17 protein-coding genes are annotated in these 18940 nt (G+C 63.0%); 8 read left to right on the forward strand and 9 right to left on the reverse strand.

The window, feature by feature from the left end; translation table 11 throughout:
- The first annotated feature begins 24 nt into the window (after positions 1–24).
- Genes ACZ9IU_RS13875 through ACZ9IU_RS13905 form a run of 7 tightly spaced genes read left to right on the forward strand, consistent with a single transcriptional unit; the run spans position 25 to position 8249 of the window.
- On the forward strand, positions 25–1545 hold the full coding sequence (locus ACZ9IU_RS13875; RefSeq protein WP_038543855.1) for an ABC transporter substrate-binding protein: 1521 nt from the start codon (positions 25–27) through the stop codon (positions 1543–1545).
- A 36-nt stretch (positions 1546–1581) separates the two neighbouring features.
- The gene (locus ACZ9IU_RS13880; protein ID WP_038543858.1) at positions 1582–2544 is read left to right on the forward strand and encodes an ABC transporter permease; all 963 of its coding nucleotides are present in this window, start codon (positions 1582–1584) and stop codon (positions 2542–2544) included.
- A complete protein-coding gene (locus ACZ9IU_RS13885) occupies positions 2544–3383 on the forward strand; it encodes an ABC transporter permease (protein ID WP_038543861.1) in 840 nt (279 codons plus the stop codon). Before ACZ9IU_RS13880 ends, ACZ9IU_RS13885 begins: the two co-directional genes overlap by 1 nt.
- Positions 3380–5116, forward strand: a complete 1737-nt coding sequence (locus ACZ9IU_RS13890) for an ABC transporter ATP-binding protein (RefSeq protein ID WP_038543863.1) — start codon at positions 3380–3382, stop codon at positions 5114–5116. The genes ACZ9IU_RS13885 and ACZ9IU_RS13890 overlap by 4 nt, the downstream gene beginning before the upstream one ends.
- Before the next feature lie 12 nt (positions 5117–5128).
- Positions 5129–6154 (forward strand): serine hydrolase domain-containing protein, encoded by a 1026-nt coding sequence (locus ACZ9IU_RS13895; RefSeq protein ID WP_038543866.1) that lies wholly within the window; start codon positions 5129–5131, stop codon positions 6152–6154.
- A 10-nt stretch (positions 6155–6164) separates the two neighbouring features.
- Positions 6165–7280: an anhydro-N-acetylmuramic acid kinase gene (locus tag ACZ9IU_RS13900; RefSeq protein ID WP_038543868.1), complete on the forward strand. Its 1116-nt coding sequence runs from the start codon at positions 6165–6167 to the stop codon at positions 7278–7280.
- A 48-nt stretch (positions 7281–7328) separates the two neighbouring features.
- Positions 7329–8249, forward strand: a complete 921-nt coding sequence (locus tag ACZ9IU_RS13905) for a DMT family transporter (RefSeq protein WP_038543870.1) — start codon at positions 7329–7331, stop codon at positions 8247–8249.
- Here ACZ9IU_RS13905 and ACZ9IU_RS13910 read toward each other — a convergent pair.
- The 9 genes from ACZ9IU_RS13910 to ACZ9IU_RS13950 form a co-directional block, all read right to left on the reverse strand.
- Entirely contained in the window at positions 8246–8989 is a 744-nt protein-coding gene (locus tag ACZ9IU_RS13910) for an ABC transporter permease (RefSeq protein WP_038543873.1), read from the reverse strand. The genes ACZ9IU_RS13905 and ACZ9IU_RS13910 overlap by 4 nt on opposite strands.
- A complete protein-coding gene (locus tag ACZ9IU_RS13915) occupies positions 8986–9924 on the reverse strand; it encodes an ABC transporter ATP-binding protein (protein WP_038543875.1) in 939 nt (312 codons plus the stop codon). The genes ACZ9IU_RS13910 and ACZ9IU_RS13915 overlap by 4 nt, the downstream gene beginning before the upstream one ends.
- Positions 9921–11087, reverse strand: coding sequence for an ABC transporter permease (locus ACZ9IU_RS13920; protein ID WP_038543877.1), 1167 nt, complete (start codon positions 11085–11087; stop codon positions 9921–9923). Before ACZ9IU_RS13920 ends, ACZ9IU_RS13915 begins: the two co-directional genes overlap by 4 nt.
- A gap of 98 nt (positions 11088–11185) precedes the next feature.
- Positions 11186–12097, reverse strand: coding sequence for a glycine betaine ABC transporter substrate-binding protein OsmF (gene osmF, locus ACZ9IU_RS13925; protein ID WP_038543879.1), 912 nt, complete (start codon positions 12095–12097; stop codon positions 11186–11188).
- Positions 12098–12310: 213 nt separating this feature from the next.
- Positions 12311–13201 (reverse strand): aldose epimerase family protein, encoded by an 891-nt coding sequence (locus tag ACZ9IU_RS13930; RefSeq protein WP_038543881.1) that lies wholly within the window; start codon positions 13199–13201, stop codon positions 12311–12313.
- 29 nt (positions 13202–13230) lie between these two features.
- Positions 13231–14103: an SMP-30/gluconolactonase/LRE family protein gene (locus ACZ9IU_RS13935; RefSeq protein ID WP_051899751.1), complete on the reverse strand. Its 873-nt coding sequence runs from the start codon at positions 14101–14103 to the stop codon at positions 13231–13233.
- The gene (locus ACZ9IU_RS13940; protein WP_038543884.1) at positions 14103–15305 is read right to left on the reverse strand and encodes a mandelate racemase/muconate lactonizing enzyme family protein; all 1203 of its coding nucleotides are present in this window, start codon (positions 15303–15305) and stop codon (positions 14103–14105) included. Before ACZ9IU_RS13940 ends, ACZ9IU_RS13935 begins: the two co-directional genes overlap by 1 nt.
- Before the next feature lie 108 nt (positions 15306–15413).
- Complete coding sequence (locus ACZ9IU_RS13945; protein ID WP_038549363.1) at positions 15414–16322, reverse strand: dihydrodipicolinate synthase family protein; 909 nt, start codon at positions 16320–16322, stop codon at positions 15414–15416.
- Positions 16323–16347: 25 nt separating this feature from the next.
- Positions 16348–17016, reverse strand: coding sequence for a GntR family transcriptional regulator (locus ACZ9IU_RS13950; RefSeq protein ID WP_038543887.1), 669 nt, complete (start codon positions 17014–17016; stop codon positions 16348–16350).
- A 187-nt stretch (positions 17017–17203) separates the two neighbouring features.
- Between ACZ9IU_RS13950 and araD the strand changes: the two genes are divergently transcribed.
- Positions 17204–18934, forward strand: coding sequence for an L-arabinonate dehydratase (araD, locus tag ACZ9IU_RS13955; RefSeq protein WP_038543890.1), 1731 nt, complete (start codon positions 17204–17206; stop codon positions 18932–18934).
- The last annotated feature ends 6 nt before the right edge of the window (positions 18935–18940 follow it).

An 18940-nucleotide genomic window follows, 5' to 3' on the forward strand; every position in this document is an offset into this window, starting at 1 on the left:
GATATCAAAAGAGGGAGAATAAAAATGGGAAGACATCTTTCGACTAAACTGCTGTCCGGCCTTGCGCTGGCCGTCACCATCGGCGCGACCGCGATCGCCTCGCCGGCATCCGCCGCCTCGCTGAAAATGGCCTGGAAGCAGGATGCGACCGGCCTTGATCCGCACAAGCAGACCGCATTTTCCTCGATCCGCCTGCTGGAGCTGATCTATGAGCCGCTCGTCCGCCTCGACAAGGACCTGCAGATCGTCCCGGCCGTCGCAGCCTCCTGGGAATTTGCAGCCGACGCCAAGCAACTGACCTTCAAGCTTAACCCGAACGCAAAATTCCAGGACGGCAAGCCGGTAACGGCCGCCGACGTGAAGGCCTCGTTCGAACGCCTTCTCGACGAAAAGACCGCCGCCGCCGCCCGCGCCAACTTCCTGTCGATCGCCTCGATCGAGACCCCGGACCAGGCGACGGTCGTCTTCAAGCTGTCGCAGCCGGACGCACCGCTTCTGACCGCCATGGCGAGCATCAACGCCGCCATCGTACCGGCGGCTGAAATCGCGGCCGGCACGATTGGCACCAAGGCGCTCGGTACCGGCCCGTTTAAGCTCGACAAGTGGGAGCCGAATTCCAAGGAAACGCTCTCCGCCAACAAGGATTGGGCCGGCGGCAAGATCGCGATCGACGGCATCGACATCAGCGTTCTGCCGGACGAGACCGCGATCCTTGCGGCGCTGCGCACCAAGCAGGTCGACTTCGCGCTGATCAACGATCCGCTGGTCGCAACCCTCGTGCCGAAGGAAACCAGCCTCGTCCTCAACCGCACGCCGGTTCTCGCCTACCACGTCCTGCAGATGAACCCGTCCCGCAAGCCGATGGACGTTCTCGCCGTGCGCCAGGCAATCTCCTGCGCCATCGACCGCAAGGACGTGCTCGACACGGCTTCGGTCGGCGAAGGCAAGGTCACCGGCCCGCTGACCATGCCCGGCTACACGTCCGATGCCAGCGCGCTGTTCTGCTACAAGCAGGATATCGCCAAGGCGAAGAAGCTGATGGCGGATGCCGGTTTTGCGAACGGCTTCACCGCGACCGTGATCGCCGCCAATGGCGAGCCTGCGACCGCAGCCGCCGAAGCGCAGGTCCTCCAGTCCCAGCTCGCCGAAATCGGCGTCAAGCTCAACATCAAGATGATGGAGCTCAACGTCTATGTCGACGCCTGGCTGAAGGGCGACTTTGACATGGCGGTGGCGCTGAACGGCGGCCGTGCCGATCCCTATTCCATGTACAACCGCTACTGGACCAAGACCGGCAACCTGCAGAAGGTCACCAACTACATCGACGATACGCTCGACAGCCTGATGCAGAAGGGCCGCGTCGAGACCGACCCTGCCAAGCGCAAGGCCATCTTCGCCGACTTCGAAAAGCACCTCGTCGAAGTCGCCCCCTGGGCCTGGCTCTACACGTCCTACAGCTACACGGCACAGCAGAAGAATGTTCAGGGCTTCGTGCCGACGCCGGAAGGCTCGCTGTTCGGCCTGAGCAAGGTCACGTTGCAGTAATCGCGAAAGCATGACGGATACGAGGTTGGTGGGCGAATGAGTTACCTGGCGCGACGGCTGTTGACGTTTCCGCTCGTGATGCTCGGGGTCTCCATCCTCGTGTTCGTCGCAATCCGATTGGTGCCGGGTGACGCGATCACCGCGATGCTCGGCACCGAAGCCGGTCTTCTGACGCCGGCACAGAGAGCGGCGCTCTCGGCCTATTTCGGCATCGACAAGCCGATCCTGGTGCAATACTGGAGCTGGCTTCTCGGCGTCCTCCAGGGCGATCTCGGCATTTCCGTGATCCATGGCAAGCCGGCGCTCACCATCATCCTCGAACGTTTTCCGCTGACGCTGCAGCTCGCATTGATGTCCATGTGCGTGGCCCTTCTCGTCGGCCTGCCAGCCGGCGTGTTCGCCGCCACCCGCAACGAAAAAATCTCCGATCTGGCGGTGCGCATCTTCGCGATGATCGGCCAGTCGACACCCAACTTCGTTGTCGGCCTGCTGATCATCTATGCGCTGTCGGCCGGTTTCGGCATCCTGCCGACCATGGGCGAGTTCACGCCGTTCTTCACCGACCCCTTGCGCAATCTCGGCCAGATGATCCTGCCGGCGATCACGCTCGGTTTTGCCTTCGCCGCCTCCGTCACCCGCATCTCGCGCTCCGCCATGTTGGATGTCCTTTCCGACGACTATGTCCGCACCGCCCGCTCCAAGGGCGTGCCGAAACGCAGCGTCATCTGGCGCCATGCCCTGCCCAATGCACTGATCCCGGTCGTTACGCTCAGCGGCGTCGAATTTGGCTATCTGCTGGGCGGCGCCGTGCTTGTCGAGCAGATCTACGCTCTTCCAGGTCTTGGCCGCCTCGTGCTCGAAGCCATCTTGCAGCGCGATTATGCGCTGGTGCAGGGTTGCGTGTTGTTCATTGCCTTCAACTTCATGGTGGTCAATCTGCTCGTCGACCTCGCCTATGTGACGCTCGATCCGCGCATCCGGCTCGGAGAGGGCAACTAATGTCGATGCTGCGTGCAATTTTCAGCCATTCCAGCGGCAGGATCGGCGGTACGATCGTGGTGATCTATGTGGTCGTCGCGCTGCTCGGCATGTCCGGCATCACGCCTCACAATCCGCTGCAGCAGTTTCGCATCGACAGGCTGCATGCGCCGAACGCGGCCTACTGGATGGGTACCGACCTGTTCGGCCGCGATGTCGCGAGCCGGCTGATGAACGGCATCGGCCAGTCCTTCCTCGTCGCGTTCTGCTCGGTGGCGATCGCGACGGTTGCTGGAACTGTGCTCGGCCTCACGGCCGCCTGGTTCGGCAAGGCCTGGGATGGCCTCGTGATGCGCATCATGGACGTGCTGCTCGCCTTCCCAGCCATCCTGCTCGCGCTCCTGATCATCGCCGTTGTCGGCCCCGGCACCTGGACGAGCGTCGCGGCGATCGCCATCGTCTACACACCGATCTTCACCCGCGTCGTGCGCGGTCCGGCGCTCTCAATCAAGGCCCGCGAGTTCGTCGATGCCGCCCGCACCTTCGGTTCGAGCCGACGCTATATCCTGACCCGGCATCTGCTCCTCAACCTAGTGGCGCCACTGACGGTTCAGGTGACGCTGGCGCTCGCCTGGTCGCTGCTGACTGAGGCCGGCTTGAGCTTCCTCGGCCTCGGCACCCAGCCGCCGGCCTCTTCTCTCGGCCTGATGCTCGCCGACAGCCGCAACCTGATGGAAAACGCGCCCTGGCTGCTGATCTTCCCGGCGGTCGCCATCATGATCAGCATTCTCGGCTTCAACCTGCTCGGTGACGCCTTGCGCGATATCCTTGACCCCAAGACGCGGAGGTCCGCGCCATGACATCGCTTCTCTCGGTATCCGGCCTGCGCGTGGGCTTCGGGCGTGATCCGAAGCAGAACGAGATCGTCAAGGGCGTCAGCTTCGACCTCGACGCCGGCGAGACGCTGGCGATCGTTGGCGAAAGCGGCTCCGGCAAATCGGTCACGGCGCTCTCCATCAACCGGTTGGTCGATTTCGGCGGCGGCCGGATCATCGGCGGTTCGATCACGCTGAAACGCGCCGACGGCAGCATTCTTGATATCACCAAGGCTGAAGAGCCGGTGCTCGAAAAAATCCGCGGTTCCGAGATCGGCATGATCTTCCAGGAGCCGATGACCTCGCTGAACCCGGTGCTGACGATCGGCCACCAGATCGAGGAATCGTTTCGCCTGCATCGCGGCCTGACCGGGCGTCAGGCGACGGCCGCCGCCAAGGACGCACTCGACCGGGTCCGCATTCCCGATGCCGCGCGGCGCCTCAAATACACACCGAACCAGCTTTCCGGCGGCATGCTCCAGCGCGTCATGATCGCCATGGCGCTCGCTTGCAATCCGCGCCTGCTGATCGCCGACGAGCCGACGACCGCGCTCGACGTGACGGTCCAGGCCCAGATCATGGCGCTGCTCGGCGAATTGAAACGTGAGACCGACATGGGGATGATCTTCATCACCCATGACATCGGCCTAGTCGCCGGCATTGCCGACAAGGTCATGGTCATGCAGGCCGGCGAAGCGGTCGAGCAGGGACCGCTCGGCGACGTCCTCGACCAGCCGAAACACCCCTATACCCGGCATCTCCTGAGCGCCGTGCCGCATTTCGAATCCGGCCGCGCCGCCCGTTCCGATTTCAGCCGAGAGGCAATCGCGCCCGCGCTGACGGTCGATGGTCTGACGGTGCGCTTCAAGGTGGCGGGCAGCATTCTCAGCCGCTCGCCGGGCTCGGTCCATGCGGTCGAGAATGTCGGCTTCGACCTGATGCCGGGCGAGACGCTGGCGATCGTCGGCGAAAGCGGCTCCGGCAAGTCGACGACGGCCCGCGCTATACTCGGTCTCGTAAAGCCGACCCGTGGCAGCTTTTCCGCCAACAACGGAGCGATCGTGGACGGAAGCGATCCCTCCGTGCAGATGGTCTTCCAGAACCCCTACGCCTCGCTCAATCCGCGCCTGCGGATCGACAGCATCCTCGCCGAACCGGTGATCGCCGCCGGTGGCCGGATCGACACCGGAACGCGGGCGAAAATGGTGGCGCTGCTGAAGCGCGTCGGCCTGCCCGAAAACAGTCTGCTGCGCTACCCGCACGAGTTCTCCGGCGGCCAGCGCCAGCGCCTCTGCATCGCCCGCGCGCTGATGCTCAATCCGTCGATCGTCGTGCTCGATGAGGCAGTTTCGGCGCTGGACGTCTCGGTTCAGGCCAAGGTTCTGGAGCTGCTGGTCGACCTGCAGCACGAATATGGCCTCGCCTATCTGTTCGTGTCGCACGACATGGCGGTCGTCGAGCGTATCGCCCACCGCATCGCGGTGCTTTATGCGGGCCAGATCGTCGAGATCGGCAATGCTGCCTCGATTTTGTCCAACCCGCAGCATTCCTATACCAGGCGGCTGATTTCCGCCGTGCCGAGCATCGAGCGCCGCAACCAGCATTTCGAACTCGATACGCGCCAGGTCCCGTCTCTGGTTCGACCACCGGGTTTCGAGCCGCCGCCCGCCGAATGGCAGTCCTGTGGACCGGATCACCGAGCACGGGCGGAAGCCTGAGGATGTAATCATATGAAAGACACTGCTTCCGCCAGTCCCGAACTTGCCGCCGTTTTCGAGCGGGCCTTCGCCCCGCTCGAAAAATCCGTCACCGACAAGCGCATTCCGGGCGGCGTGCTCGGCATCGTTGACCTGAAACACGGGCGCATGACCCGCGCGACCGGCTCGGCCCAAGTCGTTCCCACTCAACGTCCGATGACCTTGGACACCTGGTTCGACCTCGCCTCGCTCACCAAGGTGATCTTCACCACGAGGCGCATTCTGAAGCTCGCCGACGACGGCACGATCGATCTCGACGCACCGCTCACCACCCTGCTGCCGGACCTGCGCCAATACAATGCAGAGGCCTGGGAACGGAAAATCACCTTCCGACAGTGCCTCGGCCACCAGACGCCGTTTCCGGGTGTCGAGCCGATCTACACCTACGGGCACGATCCGGACCTGCTGCGCGCATTCATCCTGCAGCGGGAATGGAAAGCCGGCCCGCCGGTCTATTCCGACATCAACTTCATCCTGCTCGGCTTCGCACTCGAACGACTGGCGAAGAAGACGATCCGCGACCTCGATCCCGGCCCGGGCTTCGCCTGGTCTGCCGATCCGGAAAATTCCGCCGCCACCGAAGACTGCGCCTGGCGGCAGCGGATCCTGTCGGGCGAAGTGCACGACGAAAATTGCGCGGCGCTGCAGGGTTCCGGCCATGCGGGCCTGTTCGGCACGGTGATGTCGGTTCTGGACTTCGCCGAAAGCCTGCTCGACGGCACCGGCGCGTCCGGGAATGCGATCGCGCTGATGCGCGCGCCGCTCTCGAACAGGCGGACCCATGGCTGGGAGCATTCCTATGCCGACTGGTGGGGCGGAAACCTGTGCAACCCCGGAACGATCGGCCATACGGGCTTTACCGGCACAAGCCTGCTGATCGATTTCGACAGGGGTCGTGCCGTGACCCTGCTCACCAACCGCATCCATCCGACCCGCCATTTCGACAGCGGCATCCTGGCCCTGCGGCAGGCGGTCTGCAATCTCGTGAACCAAACCTGAGGAGCTGATCATGGAGCCAATCTGGGCTGTCGGCCTGATGACCGGAACCGTCCTCGACGGCAATATCGACGTGGCGCTCCTGAAGACGGACGGCGAGACGATCGACACGTTTGGTGCCTATACGCTCGCCCCCTATCCGCCGGAAATCCGCGCCCTCCTGGAGGAAACGCTCGCTCAGGCCCGCGTCTGGAATTTCGAAGGATCCGATCCGGCGATCTTCCGCGAGGCCGAACAGGCGCTCACAAAGGCGCAGTCCCACGCCGTCAGGGAACTCGTCGAAAGCACGGGGCTGACGATGGCCGATATCGGCATCGTCGGTTTCCACGGCCAGAGCGTGCTGCACCGGGCACCCACCAAAGACAGGCTCGGCGACACCCGCCAGCTCGGCGATGGCGAGCTGATGGCCTCGATCCTCGGCACCAAGGTCGCCTACGATTTCCGCTCGGCGGACGTGCGGGCGGGTGGCCAGGGCGCGCCGCTTGCCGCCGCCTATCATTCGGCTCTGCTACGCGGCGTCGATACCAGCGGCGATACGGCCGTGCTCAATCTCGGCGGCGTCGCCAACATCACCTGGTGGGACGGCAGGGATCTGATGATCGCCTTCGATACCGGCCCGGCCAACGCGCCGCTCAACGACTTCATCAAGGCACGCGGCCTTGGCGAAATGGACCGCAACGGCGCGCTCGGCGCCTCCGGCAAAGTCGACGAGGAACGCCTCACAAAGCTTCTCGAGCATCCCTACCTCACGGCGCCCTATCCGAAATCGCTCGATCGTTTCGACTTCACCGCCGCCATGGCAGACGGCCTTGACGACGCCACCGGCGCGGCAACCCTTTCAGCCTTCACCGCATCTGCAGTCGGCAAGGCGCTCGATCTGCTGCCGCACCGGCCGAAGCGGCTGATCGTCAGCGGCGGCGGCCGCCACAATCCGACGATCATGTCGATGCTTGAAAGCCGCGCCGGCGTGAAGGCGGTTTCCGCCGATACGCTCGGCTGGCGGGGCGATGCTGTCGAGGCCGAGTGTTTCGCGTTCCTCGCGGTACGCGTGTTGCGCGGCCTGCCGATCAGTTTTCCCACAACCACCGGTGCACCAAGGCCCTTGCAAGGTGGCAGGCTCGCCGGGTAAGTCCGCACTTTCAAATTGCAGGATCAGAGTCGGGAGCGCTCGCGCAGCATGAACAAGAGAGCGGTCTCGGCGATAGCGGGCAATGCGGTAATGGCAGGCATACTGCTGATGCTGCTCGGGGATTTCATGTTCGCCCTCAACGATGCCATGGGCAAATGGCTGGTGGCGAGCTTTTCGGTCGGACAGGTTCTGCTGATCCGGTCGGTCGGCGCCTTTTTCGTGCTCGGCCCGATGCTCGCCCGCCAGCCGATTTCGGCACTCTACAAGGTCGAGAAGCCATCGCTGCATGTGCTGCGCATCGTTCTGGCAACCGCCGATACCGGGCTATTCTATGCCGCCGTCGCCTACATGCCACTCGCCGACGTCATGACCTTCTACATGGCAGGCCCGATCTACGTGGCGGCCCTGTCGCATTTCCTGCTCGGCGAGCGCATCGGGTGGCGGCGCTGGCTCGCCGTCCTGATCGGCTTCATCGGCGTGGTGATCGCGCTACGTCCCTCCTCGGAAATGCTGTCATTGCCGTCGATTTTCGGGCTGATCGGCAGTCTTTCCTTCGCACTGACGCTGGTGCTGAACCGCACGCTGCGCTCGACCCCGGATGCGACCCTCGTCACCTGGCAGACGCTTGCATGCCTCGTGGCCGGCGCGTTCCTGACCGTCGGCAACTGGAGCCCGTTCAATACCGGCGAACTGCTGGCCCTGCTCCTGCTTGGCATCGTCTCCTGCGGCGCCCATCTGCTGATCACCCGCTCGCTGAAACTGGCGCCGGCCTCGGTGCTCGCACCGCTGCAATATACGCTGCTGCTCTGGGCGATCGTGCTCGGCTGGATTTTCTTCGGCGATTTTCCGGATGTCCAAACGCTGACGGGCGCCGGCATCATCGTCATCGCCGGCCTGTTCATCTTCCACCGCGGCAACCTGAAACAGGATGTCGAACCGGTCGTGCCGACCGATTCCAGCCACGGTTAGGCCGCACCCGTCCGGCGGGCGATCATCGCCTCGGCCGCCGAGAGCCCATCATAGATCAGCACAGCCAGTGCGCCGACAATCAACCCGCCCTGCAGCACGAAGGCCAGGTTGTTGGATTGCAATCCGGCAATGATCACTTCGCCGAGGGTCTTTGCCGCGACCGTCGAACCGATCGTCGCGGTGGCGAGACTGATCACCACCGACAGCCGGATGCCGGCGACGATCACCGGCAAGGACAGCGGCAACTCGACCTGGATGAGCCGCTGGAAAGGTGTCATGCCGGAACCGCGCGCCGCCTCCATCACAGACCGTGGCAGGTTGGTGAGCGCCGTCAGCGTGTTTTCGAAAATCGGCAGAAGCCCATAGAGAAACAGCGCAATCAGCGTCGGCTTCTCGCCGAAACCGACAGCCGGCACGGCAAGCGCCAGAACAGCGACCGGCGGAAACGTCTGGCCGATATTGACGAGGCTTCGGGAAAGCGCCAGGAACTCCACCCCGAACGGCCTGGTGACGAGGATCGCCAGAAGCACGGCGATGATCGTCGCAGCTAGCGTCGCGATGAAGACGGTCCGCAGGTGCAGGATCGTCAGGCTGAGCAGGCTGCCCTGATTGTAGATCGCCGGTGCGTTCGGCTGCACGAGCGGCTTCAGCAGCGGCTCAAAACTTTCCGGCGAGACCAGGAAGGCGATCAGCACGAGAAGCAGAAGGCTGCGCAGGATGGTCGGCACCCAAGCCCTCATCGTGGCCTCGCGGCGCGCTTGAGGATCGCGTCGAGCGTCACCCGCCCCATCGGAGCGCCGCTCCTGGAGATGACCGGAAGCGCATCGCGGCCGCTCCAGATGAGATCGGCAAGCGCCTCCTGCTGGCTCCTGTCCTCGCGGATCGGCTCGCCTTCCGCCTCGCCCGGCTCTGCCGCAGCGCCAGCCTTTGCAATCGAAAGCAGCCGGAACGGCCGTTCCGCATCACCGATCAGCGTCTCGACGAACGGCGTTGCCGGTGCACGGACGAGTTCGGCCGGCGGCCCATATTGCACCACCCTGCCCTTGTCCATCACGGCAATCTTGTCGGCGAGATGGAATGCCTCATTCATGTCATGGGTCACCAGGACGATCGTTGTGGCGAAATGTTTCTGGATCGCCAGCAGATCGTCCTGCGCCTTGGCGCGGATGATCGGATCGAGTGCCCCGAAGGGCTCGTCCATCAACAGCACGTTCGGTTCGGCCGCGAGCGCCCGCGCCACCCCGACGCGCTGCTGCTGTCCGCCGGAAAGTTCGTGCGGATAACGCGGCCCGAACGTCTTCGGCTCGAGCTGGAAGAGCGTCAGCAATTCCTCGACCTTGGCGTCGGTGCGGGCCTTCGTCCAGCCGAGCAGGCCGGGCACCGTCGCAATGTTCTGCGCCACCGTCCGGTGCGGGAAAAGCCCATGGCCCTGGATGGCGTAGCCGATCCTGCGCCGCAACTCGTAGCCCGGGATGGACCGGTTGTCCTCGCCGTCGAGCCGGATGGCGCCTTCTGTCGCCTCCACCAGCCGGTTGATCATCCGGATCAGCGTCGTCTTGCCGGAGCCGGACGTGCCGACGACGACCGTGACCGTGCGCGGCTCGATCACCATCGAGACATTGTCGACGACGGCGATACCGTCATAGCGCTTGGTGATGGCATCAATCTCGATCATGCGGATCTGGCTCCGTTGGGGACGCGGGAGTTCATCTCGATCAGCGCGTCGAGGACGACGGCCGAGGCAAAGGCGAGCGCCACAGTCGGCACGGCGCCAAGCAGGACAAGGTCCATCGCTGTCTGGCCGATGCCCTGGAAGACGAAGACGCCAAAACCGCCGCCGCCGATCAGCGCGGCAATCGTCGCCATGCCGATATTCTGGACGAGCACAATGCGGATCGCGGTCAGAATCACCGGCAGCGCCAGCGGAAACTCGATCTTGAAAAGCCGCTGCCGGCCGGTCATGCCGATGCCGCGGGCAGCGTCGTTTGCCGCGCGCGGCGCGCCGGCAAGCCCGACGACGGTATTGGCGACGACAGGCAGCAGCGAATAGAGAAACAGTGCGACAAAGGCAGGCGCCACCCCGATGCCGCGGATGCCGATCGCCGCAGCCCCCGGCACATTGGCGGCGACCCAGCCAAGCGGCGCGATCAACAGGCCGAAAAGCGCGATCGACGGGATGGTCTGGACAAGGTTCAGCGTGTTGAGCACGCCATCCCGAAGCGGTGCCACCCGATGACAGAGAATACCGAGCGGCAGCCCCACCAGGACGGCAGCAAAGAGCGAGCCAAGCGCCAGTTCCACATGCTTGCCCGCCTCGACCCAGAAGACGTCGGCGCGGCCTGCATATTCCTTCATGATCGACAACCCGTTCCAGCTTCCCGACATCAGCAGCGTGCCAATCGCCGCCGCTGCCATGACCAGAAACAGAACCCGCATCGCCGGCGTCGGATCGAGCCGCGTGATCGCATCGGCAGCCAGAAGCGCAAAGGCGAACAGCAGCAGCCAGAAGCCCGAGGCGGGTGAGACGCGAGCATAGGTATTGCCGGCCGGCGTCAGGAAGGTCGCCGCGTATCCGATCGAAAGCGTCAGTGCCGCCAGCGCCACGACGGCTGCAAGGAGCTTGATCCAGGGGGAAGTGCGAAAGAGTGCCGCGGCGATTGCAAGAACAAGGACAATGACAAGGCCCCAACCCGCCCAAGCCGGCAGCGACTGAAGCATCGCCTGCGCCTGGCCCTGTACTATCCGATTGGGCTTGAGCGTCGCAAACGACGCCCAGAGCGCGCCGTAGGCGGCTAGAAGGGCGATGACGATGCCGAGCTTATCGAACCGAACTCTCAAACCGACCCATGCCCCTCATAAACCGACCCTATGATCGATGAAAAAGCCGGGCGTCCAACGCCCGGCCCATGTTGACACGAAACCGGTCCGAAAAGGAATTACTTCAGGAAGCCGTTCTTCTTGAGAAAATCCTCGGCAACCGCCTTGGCCGGCTCGCCGCCCACCTGCACGCGACCATTGAGGTCCTGCAGCGTGACGAGATCGAGCTTGGCGAAGACCGGCTTCAGCACCGCCTCGATGGTCGGGTTCTTTTTGAGCACTGCCTCGCGGATGATCGGGGTCGGCTGATAGACCGGCTGGACGCCCTTGTCGTCTTCGAGAACCACAAGGCCAGAGGGCGCGATACCGCCGTCGGTGCCGTAGACCATGGCGGCATTGGCATTGTTGGTCTGGTTGGCGGCCGCACCGATGGTCGCAGCCGTATCACCGCCCGAGAGCGTGATCAGCTGGTCGGGTTTCAGCTTGAAGCCGTAGGTGGTCTGGAAGGCCGGCAGGGCTGCGGCCGAATTGACGAACTCGGACGATGCCGCCAGCACGATCTTGCCGCCGCCGGCGACATATTTGCCGAAATCGGTCAGCGTCTTCAGCTTGTTGGCATCCGCGACATCCTTGCGCACCGCGATTGCCCAGGTGTTGTTGGCCGAAGACGGCGTCAGCCAGACGATCTTGTTGGCGTCGTAATCGAGCTTCTTGACCGCTTCATAGGCCTTTTGCGGGTTCTTCCAGGCCGGATCGTCGCCCTTTTCGAAGAAGAAGGCGCCGTTACCAGTATATTCCGGATAGATGTCGATCTCGCCGGCGGTGATCGCCTTGCGCACCACAGGCGTCGCTCCGAGCTGGATACGATCGGTGGTCTGGATGTTGTTCGCCTTCAGCATGGCAAGGATGATGTTGCCCAGCACCCCGCCTTCGGTGTCGATCTTGGACGAGACGACGACCTGGGCATTCGCCATGGTGGCCGAGACGCCCAGCGCAAAAGCTATGCCCAAAAGCATTTTCTTCAAAGACATGACAGAATTTCCCTCCGGATCGCCAGTCACCACCTCGTTTGACTTGGCCTGGAACACATAAAAGCCACTGTTATGTAGGGCGACTTATGCAATGTGCGAGTTCTGGAAGGGCCCATCCAACAAATATTTTGTGCGGTGCATTTTTATCCGCCGAACGGTCTAGCTCACACGATCCGCGGCAAAAACAGAAATGATGGTTCTGTCTTCTCCCGCTCAGGAGAACCGAAGAACCATGGATCCCGTGATAGTTTCTCCAGGTGCCAACCATTCAAGGTCGCCGTATCGCGCCAGTTCCCGTCGACTGTGGACGTCGGGCACGTGGCTGACGGGTTCGACGCAGAGAATGGGCCGATCGTCGGGCACGTAGACATGCAGATTTGTCAGGGCGCCCGTCGCCGAAAGCGTCATGCTGACCCCAGCCCGTCGCCACTCGACGATGGCCTGGCGCGGTGCCCATTCCGAAAAATGTCCATCGAACCACGGCATCTTCGACGTATCGAGACCGTGGGCGAAATCGAGTCCCCTATTGGCTGGAACGGGCTCGGTCGGCAAACCTCGTTGATCACGGCCGAAACCGATCTCAGCATCGAAGTTCAGCCAGGTTTCGTCCTCTTTGCGGAACCAGGGATGAAAACCCATGCCATAGGGAAGCGTACGGTTCGCTGTATTGGTCAGTGTCAACGACAGTTCGGCGCCATCCGCGCCGATCGAGATATGCTGCACCAGCCGATAGGCGAACGGGATCGCCTCATGGGTAAAATCGTCGGCCAGGGTCAGCGTGTTTTCGGTGACCTCGATAACTTGCCAGGCCCTGTCGCGGGAAAATCCGTGCAGCGCCATGTTCTGTTCCGGCCGGTTGAGCGGGACCTCAACCGGTCCGTCGGCGTTCAGGAAGCGGCCGGCATCCAGCCGATTGGCAAACGGTGCCATGATGAAAGAGCCGCCGGTCAATGCGACCTGCGCCGGCGGGCAGGCATGCAGGATCTCGAACCAGTCACCGTCAGGCTTTCGCCACCGGAAGGAGGTGAGGCTGGCGCCATGGGCGGCATCGACAACCAGTTCGCAACGGTCAGCCTTGAGCGTGTAGATGGATGCGTCAGTCATCGATCTTATTGGCCTTGTCGAAATCCACGTCAAAATCCTTTCAAGCGTGCGACCGGCACCCCGGCGACCGGCGAGGATGCGACCAGCACCGCGCCGCTCAAAGGATATGCCTCCAGCCTCTCCTGCGAAAGATAGCGGTGCGAGGTGACGAGCAGCGTCTTGAGATCAGGACCGCAGAAACACGGCATGGTCGGCGTCGCAACCGGCAGCGGATATTTGCCGACCACCACGCCTTCAGGCGAATAACGATTGAGACATCCGGCAGAAACGCCAGCGCTCCAGTAGAAGCCGTCGGCATCAGTCGCGCCGCCATCCGGCCGCCCGTCCGCCTCGCCGGGTGTGGCGATCCTAACCCCTTCGCCGATCTCGCCCGTCGCGGCATCGAAATCATGCCGCTCGATCCACTGACCGCCCGAATCCGAATGATACATGCTCGTGCCGTCCGGCGACCAGGCGAGCCCGTTCGAGATCAAAAGCCCGCTCTTCTTGACGGCAAACTTGCCGTCCGCAGCGATGCGGTAAAGCGAACAGACCGGCTGCCGCTCCGGCCGCTGGTCGGTCGTGCCGACCCAGAAGGCGCCGTCCGGTCCCACTTTGCCATCATTGAGCCGATTGCTCTCAAGCTCGCCGTCGAGATGCGCGAGCGTCTGTCGCTCCCCGGTCTCCGGATCGAAGAGAATAATCTCACGCATCAGCGACACGACCAGCCGGCCGCTTTCACAAAGCCCGAGCGAACAGACATTGGTACCGAGAACCCACTCGTCGACCTGGCCCTCGCCGAGCCGGATCGCCAGCAGCCGGCCGGTCGGGATGTCGCAGAGAAAGACGAGATTTCGTCTTTCGTCCCAGACCGGGCCTTCGCCAAGCCCGAGACTGAGGCGACCGATCGGTTCGAAACGCATCACAGGTCGCCGACATTGGTGGTGCGGCGGATGACGTCTGGATTGTCGAGCACGTAATCGCTGAGTTCCAGCCCGAGGCCCGCTCCTTCGAACGGATAGATCTGGCCGTTTTCGATACGCGGCATGACGGTGACGAGATCGCGATACCAGGTCGAGTAATAGGCGCGTACCGACTCCTGGAAGACTGCGTTCGGCGCGTTGAGCGCCAGGTGGATAGAGGCGGTGAAGACGACCGGGCCGGTGCAGTCATGCGGGGCGATCGGCCGCTGGAAGGCTTCCGCCATGGTGGCGATCTTCTTCGCCTCGCTCAAACCACCGCACCAGGAAATGTCGAGCATGACGTAGTCGACGGCATTCTTGCGCAGCAGTTCGACGAACTGGGCGCGGGTCGCAAGCGTCTCGCTGGCGCAGACCGGCAGGCCCGAACGCTGCGCATAGATCGCCAGCGCCTCGGTGTCTTGCATCTTGATCGGATCCTCCATCCAGAAGGGGCGGAATTCCTTGATCTCGCGGGCAATCGCCAGCGCCGACGGCAAATCCCACATCGAATGCAGCTCGACCATCACTTCCATCTTGTTACCGACCGCGTCGCGGATCTTGCGGAACGGCTCGAGCCCCTTTTCGAGGTCATCCCGATGAATGAAATTGCCGCCGCTGGCGACCGCGAAGGGATCGAGCGGCCAGATCTTCATGGCGGTGATACCTTCGGACAGCAGGCTTTCGGCAAGCGCACCCGCATCGTTGGTGAAGGCGACCTGATCGTCATAGGGGCCTTGAGGCTTGTCGGCGTCGCCGATGTAGCGGCGCGAACCACGGCTGTTGTAGGAATAGCCGGCACAGGTGTTGTAGGTGCGGATCGACGGCCGCGACAGGCCGCCAAGAAGCTGGTGGATCGGCTGGTTCGTGACCTTGCCGAGGATGTCCCAGAGCGCGATATCGACGGCGGATGCCGCGCGGATTTCGACGCCGGAGGAGCGGAAGCCCACATAGGTCTCGGTCAGTTGCTTGGAAATCCGGTCGATCTCCAGCGGGTTCTTGCCGATCAGTGCCGGCGCGACTTCCGCATGCAGGTAGGTCGCGACGGCATCCGCCCCGCGAAAGGTCTCGCCGAGGCCGATGATCCCTTCGTCCGTATGGATGCGAAGCCAGATGATATTGTTCAGGCTGGGAAGTTGGACTGTTTCAAGCGCTGTGATTTTCATGGGGTCTATCCGGATGAACGAAGGACGGGCCGGCGGGTGATCCGTCGGCGCGGGATCAGTGAACGGCGCCAGGAACGCCGGTATTCGCGAGGCCTTCTCCTTCGCCGCTCAGGCGGCGACAGGTTCCCAGCCCTTTAAGATCTGTTCGAGGCGATCGCGGTCGGCGGCATCGAGCGCCGGCAGGCCCGGCAGACGCACCGGCCCGAGGTTTTCGCCTCGCAAGGCCAAAGCCTCCTTGACGACCGTGACATTGGCGCCGTTGTTGAACTTAGTGCGCAACGTTTCGAAGCCTGCAATCTTGGCGACCAGCGCCCGCGTCCTGGCATAGTCGCCCGCTTCGAGCGCATTCCAGATCGCCAGCGACCGGGCCGGATCGATATTGACGAGGCCGGACGTGAAGCCTTTGGCGCCGAGTGCGTAAAAAGGTGCCGCCCAGCCCTCGGCGAGACCGCAGATCCAGACCGCATCCGTGCCCTCGGTCGCCCGCACGCATTCGGAAAACAGCATCATGTCGGTCGAGGCGAACTTGACGCCGGCAATGTTCGGATGGGTGGCAATGCGGGCAAGATCGTCGACGGCCATTGCATTGGACCGCACATAGGCGACGAGCGGCAGTTCCGAAGCCTCGGCGATGGCGATGAAATAGTCGGCCTGCGAGCAGGGTGCGGCGAATGGATCGAGCGGGTGATGGACCATCACTCCCTGAGCGCCTTCACGCTTGGCCGACTTGGCGGTCGCAATCGCTTCGCCGACCGAACGGCCGGCTGCGGCGGTGACGACTGTCTTGCCCTCGACAGCTGCGACGCAGATAGCCTGCAGGCGAAGCACTTCCTCATGCTGAAGGCTGTAGAACTCGCCGGTATTGCCGCCGCAGACGATATTGTGAATGCCCGCGTCGGCAATGCGGCGGATGATCTTGCCGGTCAAGTGAGGATCGATCGCCCCCTGGTTGTCGTAGGCAGTCACGTGGACGCCCGAAATGCCCGTGAGGACACGCTTGTAATCGCGGATATTCATGTCCGTTTCCCCCATTCCCGACTTGCTACACCCGGAGAAGATGTTTCTCGCCCGAGCGAATGACGTGGTCGCGCATCAGCCGCTCGGCGAGATCCGGCTCGCGGGCGGCGATCGCGTTGGCGATGGCCTGATGTTCCTCGACCGCCAGGAAGCGCTCCCGCTCCTCCGACAGCACGCTGAGACGGGCCGCATGGGTGTAGATGTTCTGGCCGCCCTGCAGGCGACGCAGATAACCGCAGCCAGATGCTTCATGGATGGCGTTGTGGAAGCGCTCGTTGAGAGCGATGAACTGCAGCACATCCACCGTCTCGAGACCGGCCCGCATCTCGACGATGAGCTCGCACATCAGGGCAATATCTTCATCCGTCACCCGCTTGGCGGCCTGGCGAGCGATCATGCTTTCGAGCGCGGCACGCGCCAGCATCATCTCTTCCGCCTGGCCGGCATTGAAGGTGATGTAGATCCCGCGGCGGGGCTCCGATCGTACCAAACCTTCGGCTTCAAGTACGCGCAAGGCCTCCTTCAGCGGCGTCGTGCTGATGCCAAGCTGACTGGCGAGATGACGCTCGTTGAGCTTTTCGCCACCCTTCAGTCGGCCGGCAAGAATGGCGTCGCGCACTAGGCCATAGACGTGGTCGCGCAGGCTTTTCAGAAAAACCGGCTCCACGGGCAGAAGTGCGTCGTCACCTCCCATTCATATCCTCCATGCTTATGGCGCTGATCTACCACCTGAAATTTGATATATCAAGGCAGAAATCTGAAACTTGATATATCAATTTGCGCAAAGCCTGTTTAAGTTGATGCCGGGCGGGAGGAGCTCCGTCCCCGGATCGAAACATAATCGATACCGGAATGATGGCAGGATTTCTGGAAGAGCAAGCATGACTAAGCAAGCAGCCAATCTCCGCAGCGCACGTTGGTTCGCGCCGGATGATCTTCGTTCGTCGGGACATCGCTCCCGCATGATGCAGATGGGTTATGACGAGAAGGATTGGGGCAAAAAGCCGATCATCGCCATCCTCAATACCTGGTCTGACCTCAACGCCTGCCACGCCCATTTCAAGGACCGCGTCGAGCATGTGAAGCGCGGCGTGCTGCAGGCGGGCGGCTTTCCGGTGGAACTGCCGGTGCAGTCGCTCTCCGAAAGCGCGCTGAAGCCGACCTCCATGCTCTACCGCAACTTCCTCGCCATGGAGACGGAAGAGCTGTTGCGCGCCCACCCGGTCGACGGGGCGGTGCTGATGGGCGGCTGCGACAAGACCACCCCTGCCCTCGTCATGGGCGCCATCAGCGCCGGTTTCCCGATGATCTTCCTGCCCGCCGGCCCGATGCTGCGCGGCAACTACAAAGGCGAATGGCTGGGCTCCGGTTCTGACGCCTGGAAATACTGGGACGAGCGCCGCGCCGGCACGATTTCCGAAGAACAATGGACCGGCGTCGAGGAAGGCATTGCCCGTTCCTACGGCCATTGCATGACCTTCGGCACCGCAAGCACGATGACCGCGATCGCCGAGGCGCTCGGTCTCACCCTCCCCGGCGCGAGCTCCATTCCCGCCGCCGACGTCAACCATATCCGCATGAGCACGCGGTGCGGCCGCCGGATCGTCGAAATGGTCTGGGATGAGTTGACTCCGGACAAGATCATCACGGCCGATGCGGTCCACAACGCCACGACCGTCGCCATGGCGACCGGCTGTTCCACCAATGCCGTTGTCCATCTCCTGTCGATGGCCCGCCGCGCCGGCGTGCCGCTGACGCTGGACGATCTCGACAAGGCGGGACGCACGACGCCGGTTGTCGCCAACATTCGTCCGACCGGCGACAAATACCTGATGGAAGACTTCTATTACGCCGGGGGCCTGCGCGCCCTGATGTCGGAGATCAAGGATCTCCTGAAGCTCGACGCCATGACCGTCAGCGGTTTCCCGCTCGGCGAAACGTTGAAGGGTGCGGAAGTCTACAACAGCGACGTCATTCGCCCGCTTTCCAACCCGATTTACCACGAGGGCTCGCTGGCGGTTCTCAAGGGCAATCTCGCGCCAGACGGCTGCGTCATGAAGCCCTCTGCCTGCGAACCGCGGCTGCGGGTTCACGAAGGCCCTGCCCTCGTCTTCGACAGCTATCCCGAAATGAAGGCGATGATCGACCGCGAGGATCTGGACGTCACCGCCGATCACGTATTGATTCTGCGCAATGCCGGGCCCAAGGGCGGTCCCGGCATGCCGGAATGGGGCATGCTGCCAATCCCGAAGAAGATCCTGAAACAGGGTTATCGCGATATGCTGCGCATTTCCGATGCCCGCATGTCCGGCACGAGCTACGGTGCCTGCATCCTGCATGTGGCGCCGGAAGCCCATATCGGCGGGCCGCTGTCGCTGGTGCGCACCGGCGACATCATCCGCGTCGACCTGCCGAACCGCTCGATCGATATGCTGGTGGACGAAGAGACGCTCGCCAGCCGCCGCGCCGAATGGGTAGCCCCGGCCGATAAATATGAACGCGGTTATGGCTGGATGTTCTCAAAGCACATCAAGCAGGCCAACGAAGGCTGCGATTTCGATTTCCTCGAACGGCAATTCGGCGCGACCGCCGGCGAGCCAGACATTTTCTGAGTGGAG

This window comes from Mesorhizobium sp. USDA 4132, assembly GCF_056279545.1.

What these genes read in the sequence shown, in the direction of transcription:
- ACZ9IU_RS13895 (WP_038543866.1), top strand. Translation starts at nt 5,129, where the DNA reads ATGAAAGACACTGCTTCCGCCAGTCCCGAACTTGCCGCCGTTTTCGAG.
- ACZ9IU_RS13950 (WP_038543887.1), bottom strand. Translation starts at nt 17,016, where the DNA reads ATGGGAGGTGACGACGCACTTCTGCCCGTGGAGCCGGTTTTTCTGAAA.
- ACZ9IU_RS13940 (WP_038543884.1), bottom strand. Translation starts at nt 15,305, where the DNA reads ATGAAAATCACAGCGCTTGAAACAGTCCAACTTCCCAGCCTGAACAAT.
- ACZ9IU_RS13875 (WP_038543855.1), top strand. Translation starts at nt 25, where the DNA reads ATGGGAAGACATCTTTCGACTAAACTGCTGTCCGGCCTTGCGCTGGCC.
- ACZ9IU_RS13885 (WP_038543861.1), top strand. Translation starts at nt 2,544, where the DNA reads ATGTCGATGCTGCGTGCAATTTTCAGCCATTCCAGCGGCAGGATCGGC.
- ACZ9IU_RS13935 (WP_051899751.1), bottom strand. Translation starts at nt 14,103, where the DNA reads ATGCGTTTCGAACCGATCGGTCGCCTCAGTCTCGGGCTTGGCGAAGGC.
- ACZ9IU_RS13930 (WP_038543881.1), bottom strand. Translation starts at nt 13,201, where the DNA reads ATGACTGACGCATCCATCTACACGCTCAAGGCTGACCGTTGCGAACTG.
- ACZ9IU_RS13905 (WP_038543870.1), top strand. Translation starts at nt 7,329, where the DNA reads ATGAACAAGAGAGCGGTCTCGGCGATAGCGGGCAATGCGGTAATGGCA.
- ACZ9IU_RS13945 (WP_038549363.1), bottom strand. Translation starts at nt 16,322, where the DNA reads ATGAATATCCGCGATTACAAGCGTGTCCTCACGGGCATTTCGGGCGTC.
- osmF (WP_038543879.1), bottom strand. Translation starts at nt 12,097, where the DNA reads ATGTCTTTGAAGAAAATGCTTTTGGGCATAGCTTTTGCGCTGGGCGTC.
- ACZ9IU_RS13910 (WP_038543873.1), bottom strand. Translation starts at nt 8,989, where the DNA reads ATGAGGGCTTGGGTGCCGACCATCCTGCGCAGCCTTCTGCTTCTCGTG.
- ACZ9IU_RS13880 (WP_038543858.1), top strand. Translation starts at nt 1,582, where the DNA reads ATGAGTTACCTGGCGCGACGGCTGTTGACGTTTCCGCTCGTGATGCTC.
- ACZ9IU_RS13900 (WP_038543868.1), top strand. Translation starts at nt 6,165, where the DNA reads ATGGAGCCAATCTGGGCTGTCGGCCTGATGACCGGAACCGTCCTCGAC.
- araD (WP_038543890.1), top strand. Translation starts at nt 17,204, where the DNA reads ATGACTAAGCAAGCAGCCAATCTCCGCAGCGCACGTTGGTTCGCGCCG.
- ACZ9IU_RS13890 (WP_038543863.1), top strand. Translation starts at nt 3,380, where the DNA reads ATGACATCGCTTCTCTCGGTATCCGGCCTGCGCGTGGGCTTCGGGCGT.
- ACZ9IU_RS13915 (WP_038543875.1), bottom strand. Translation starts at nt 9,924, where the DNA reads ATGATCGAGATTGATGCCATCACCAAGCGCTATGACGGTATCGCCGTC.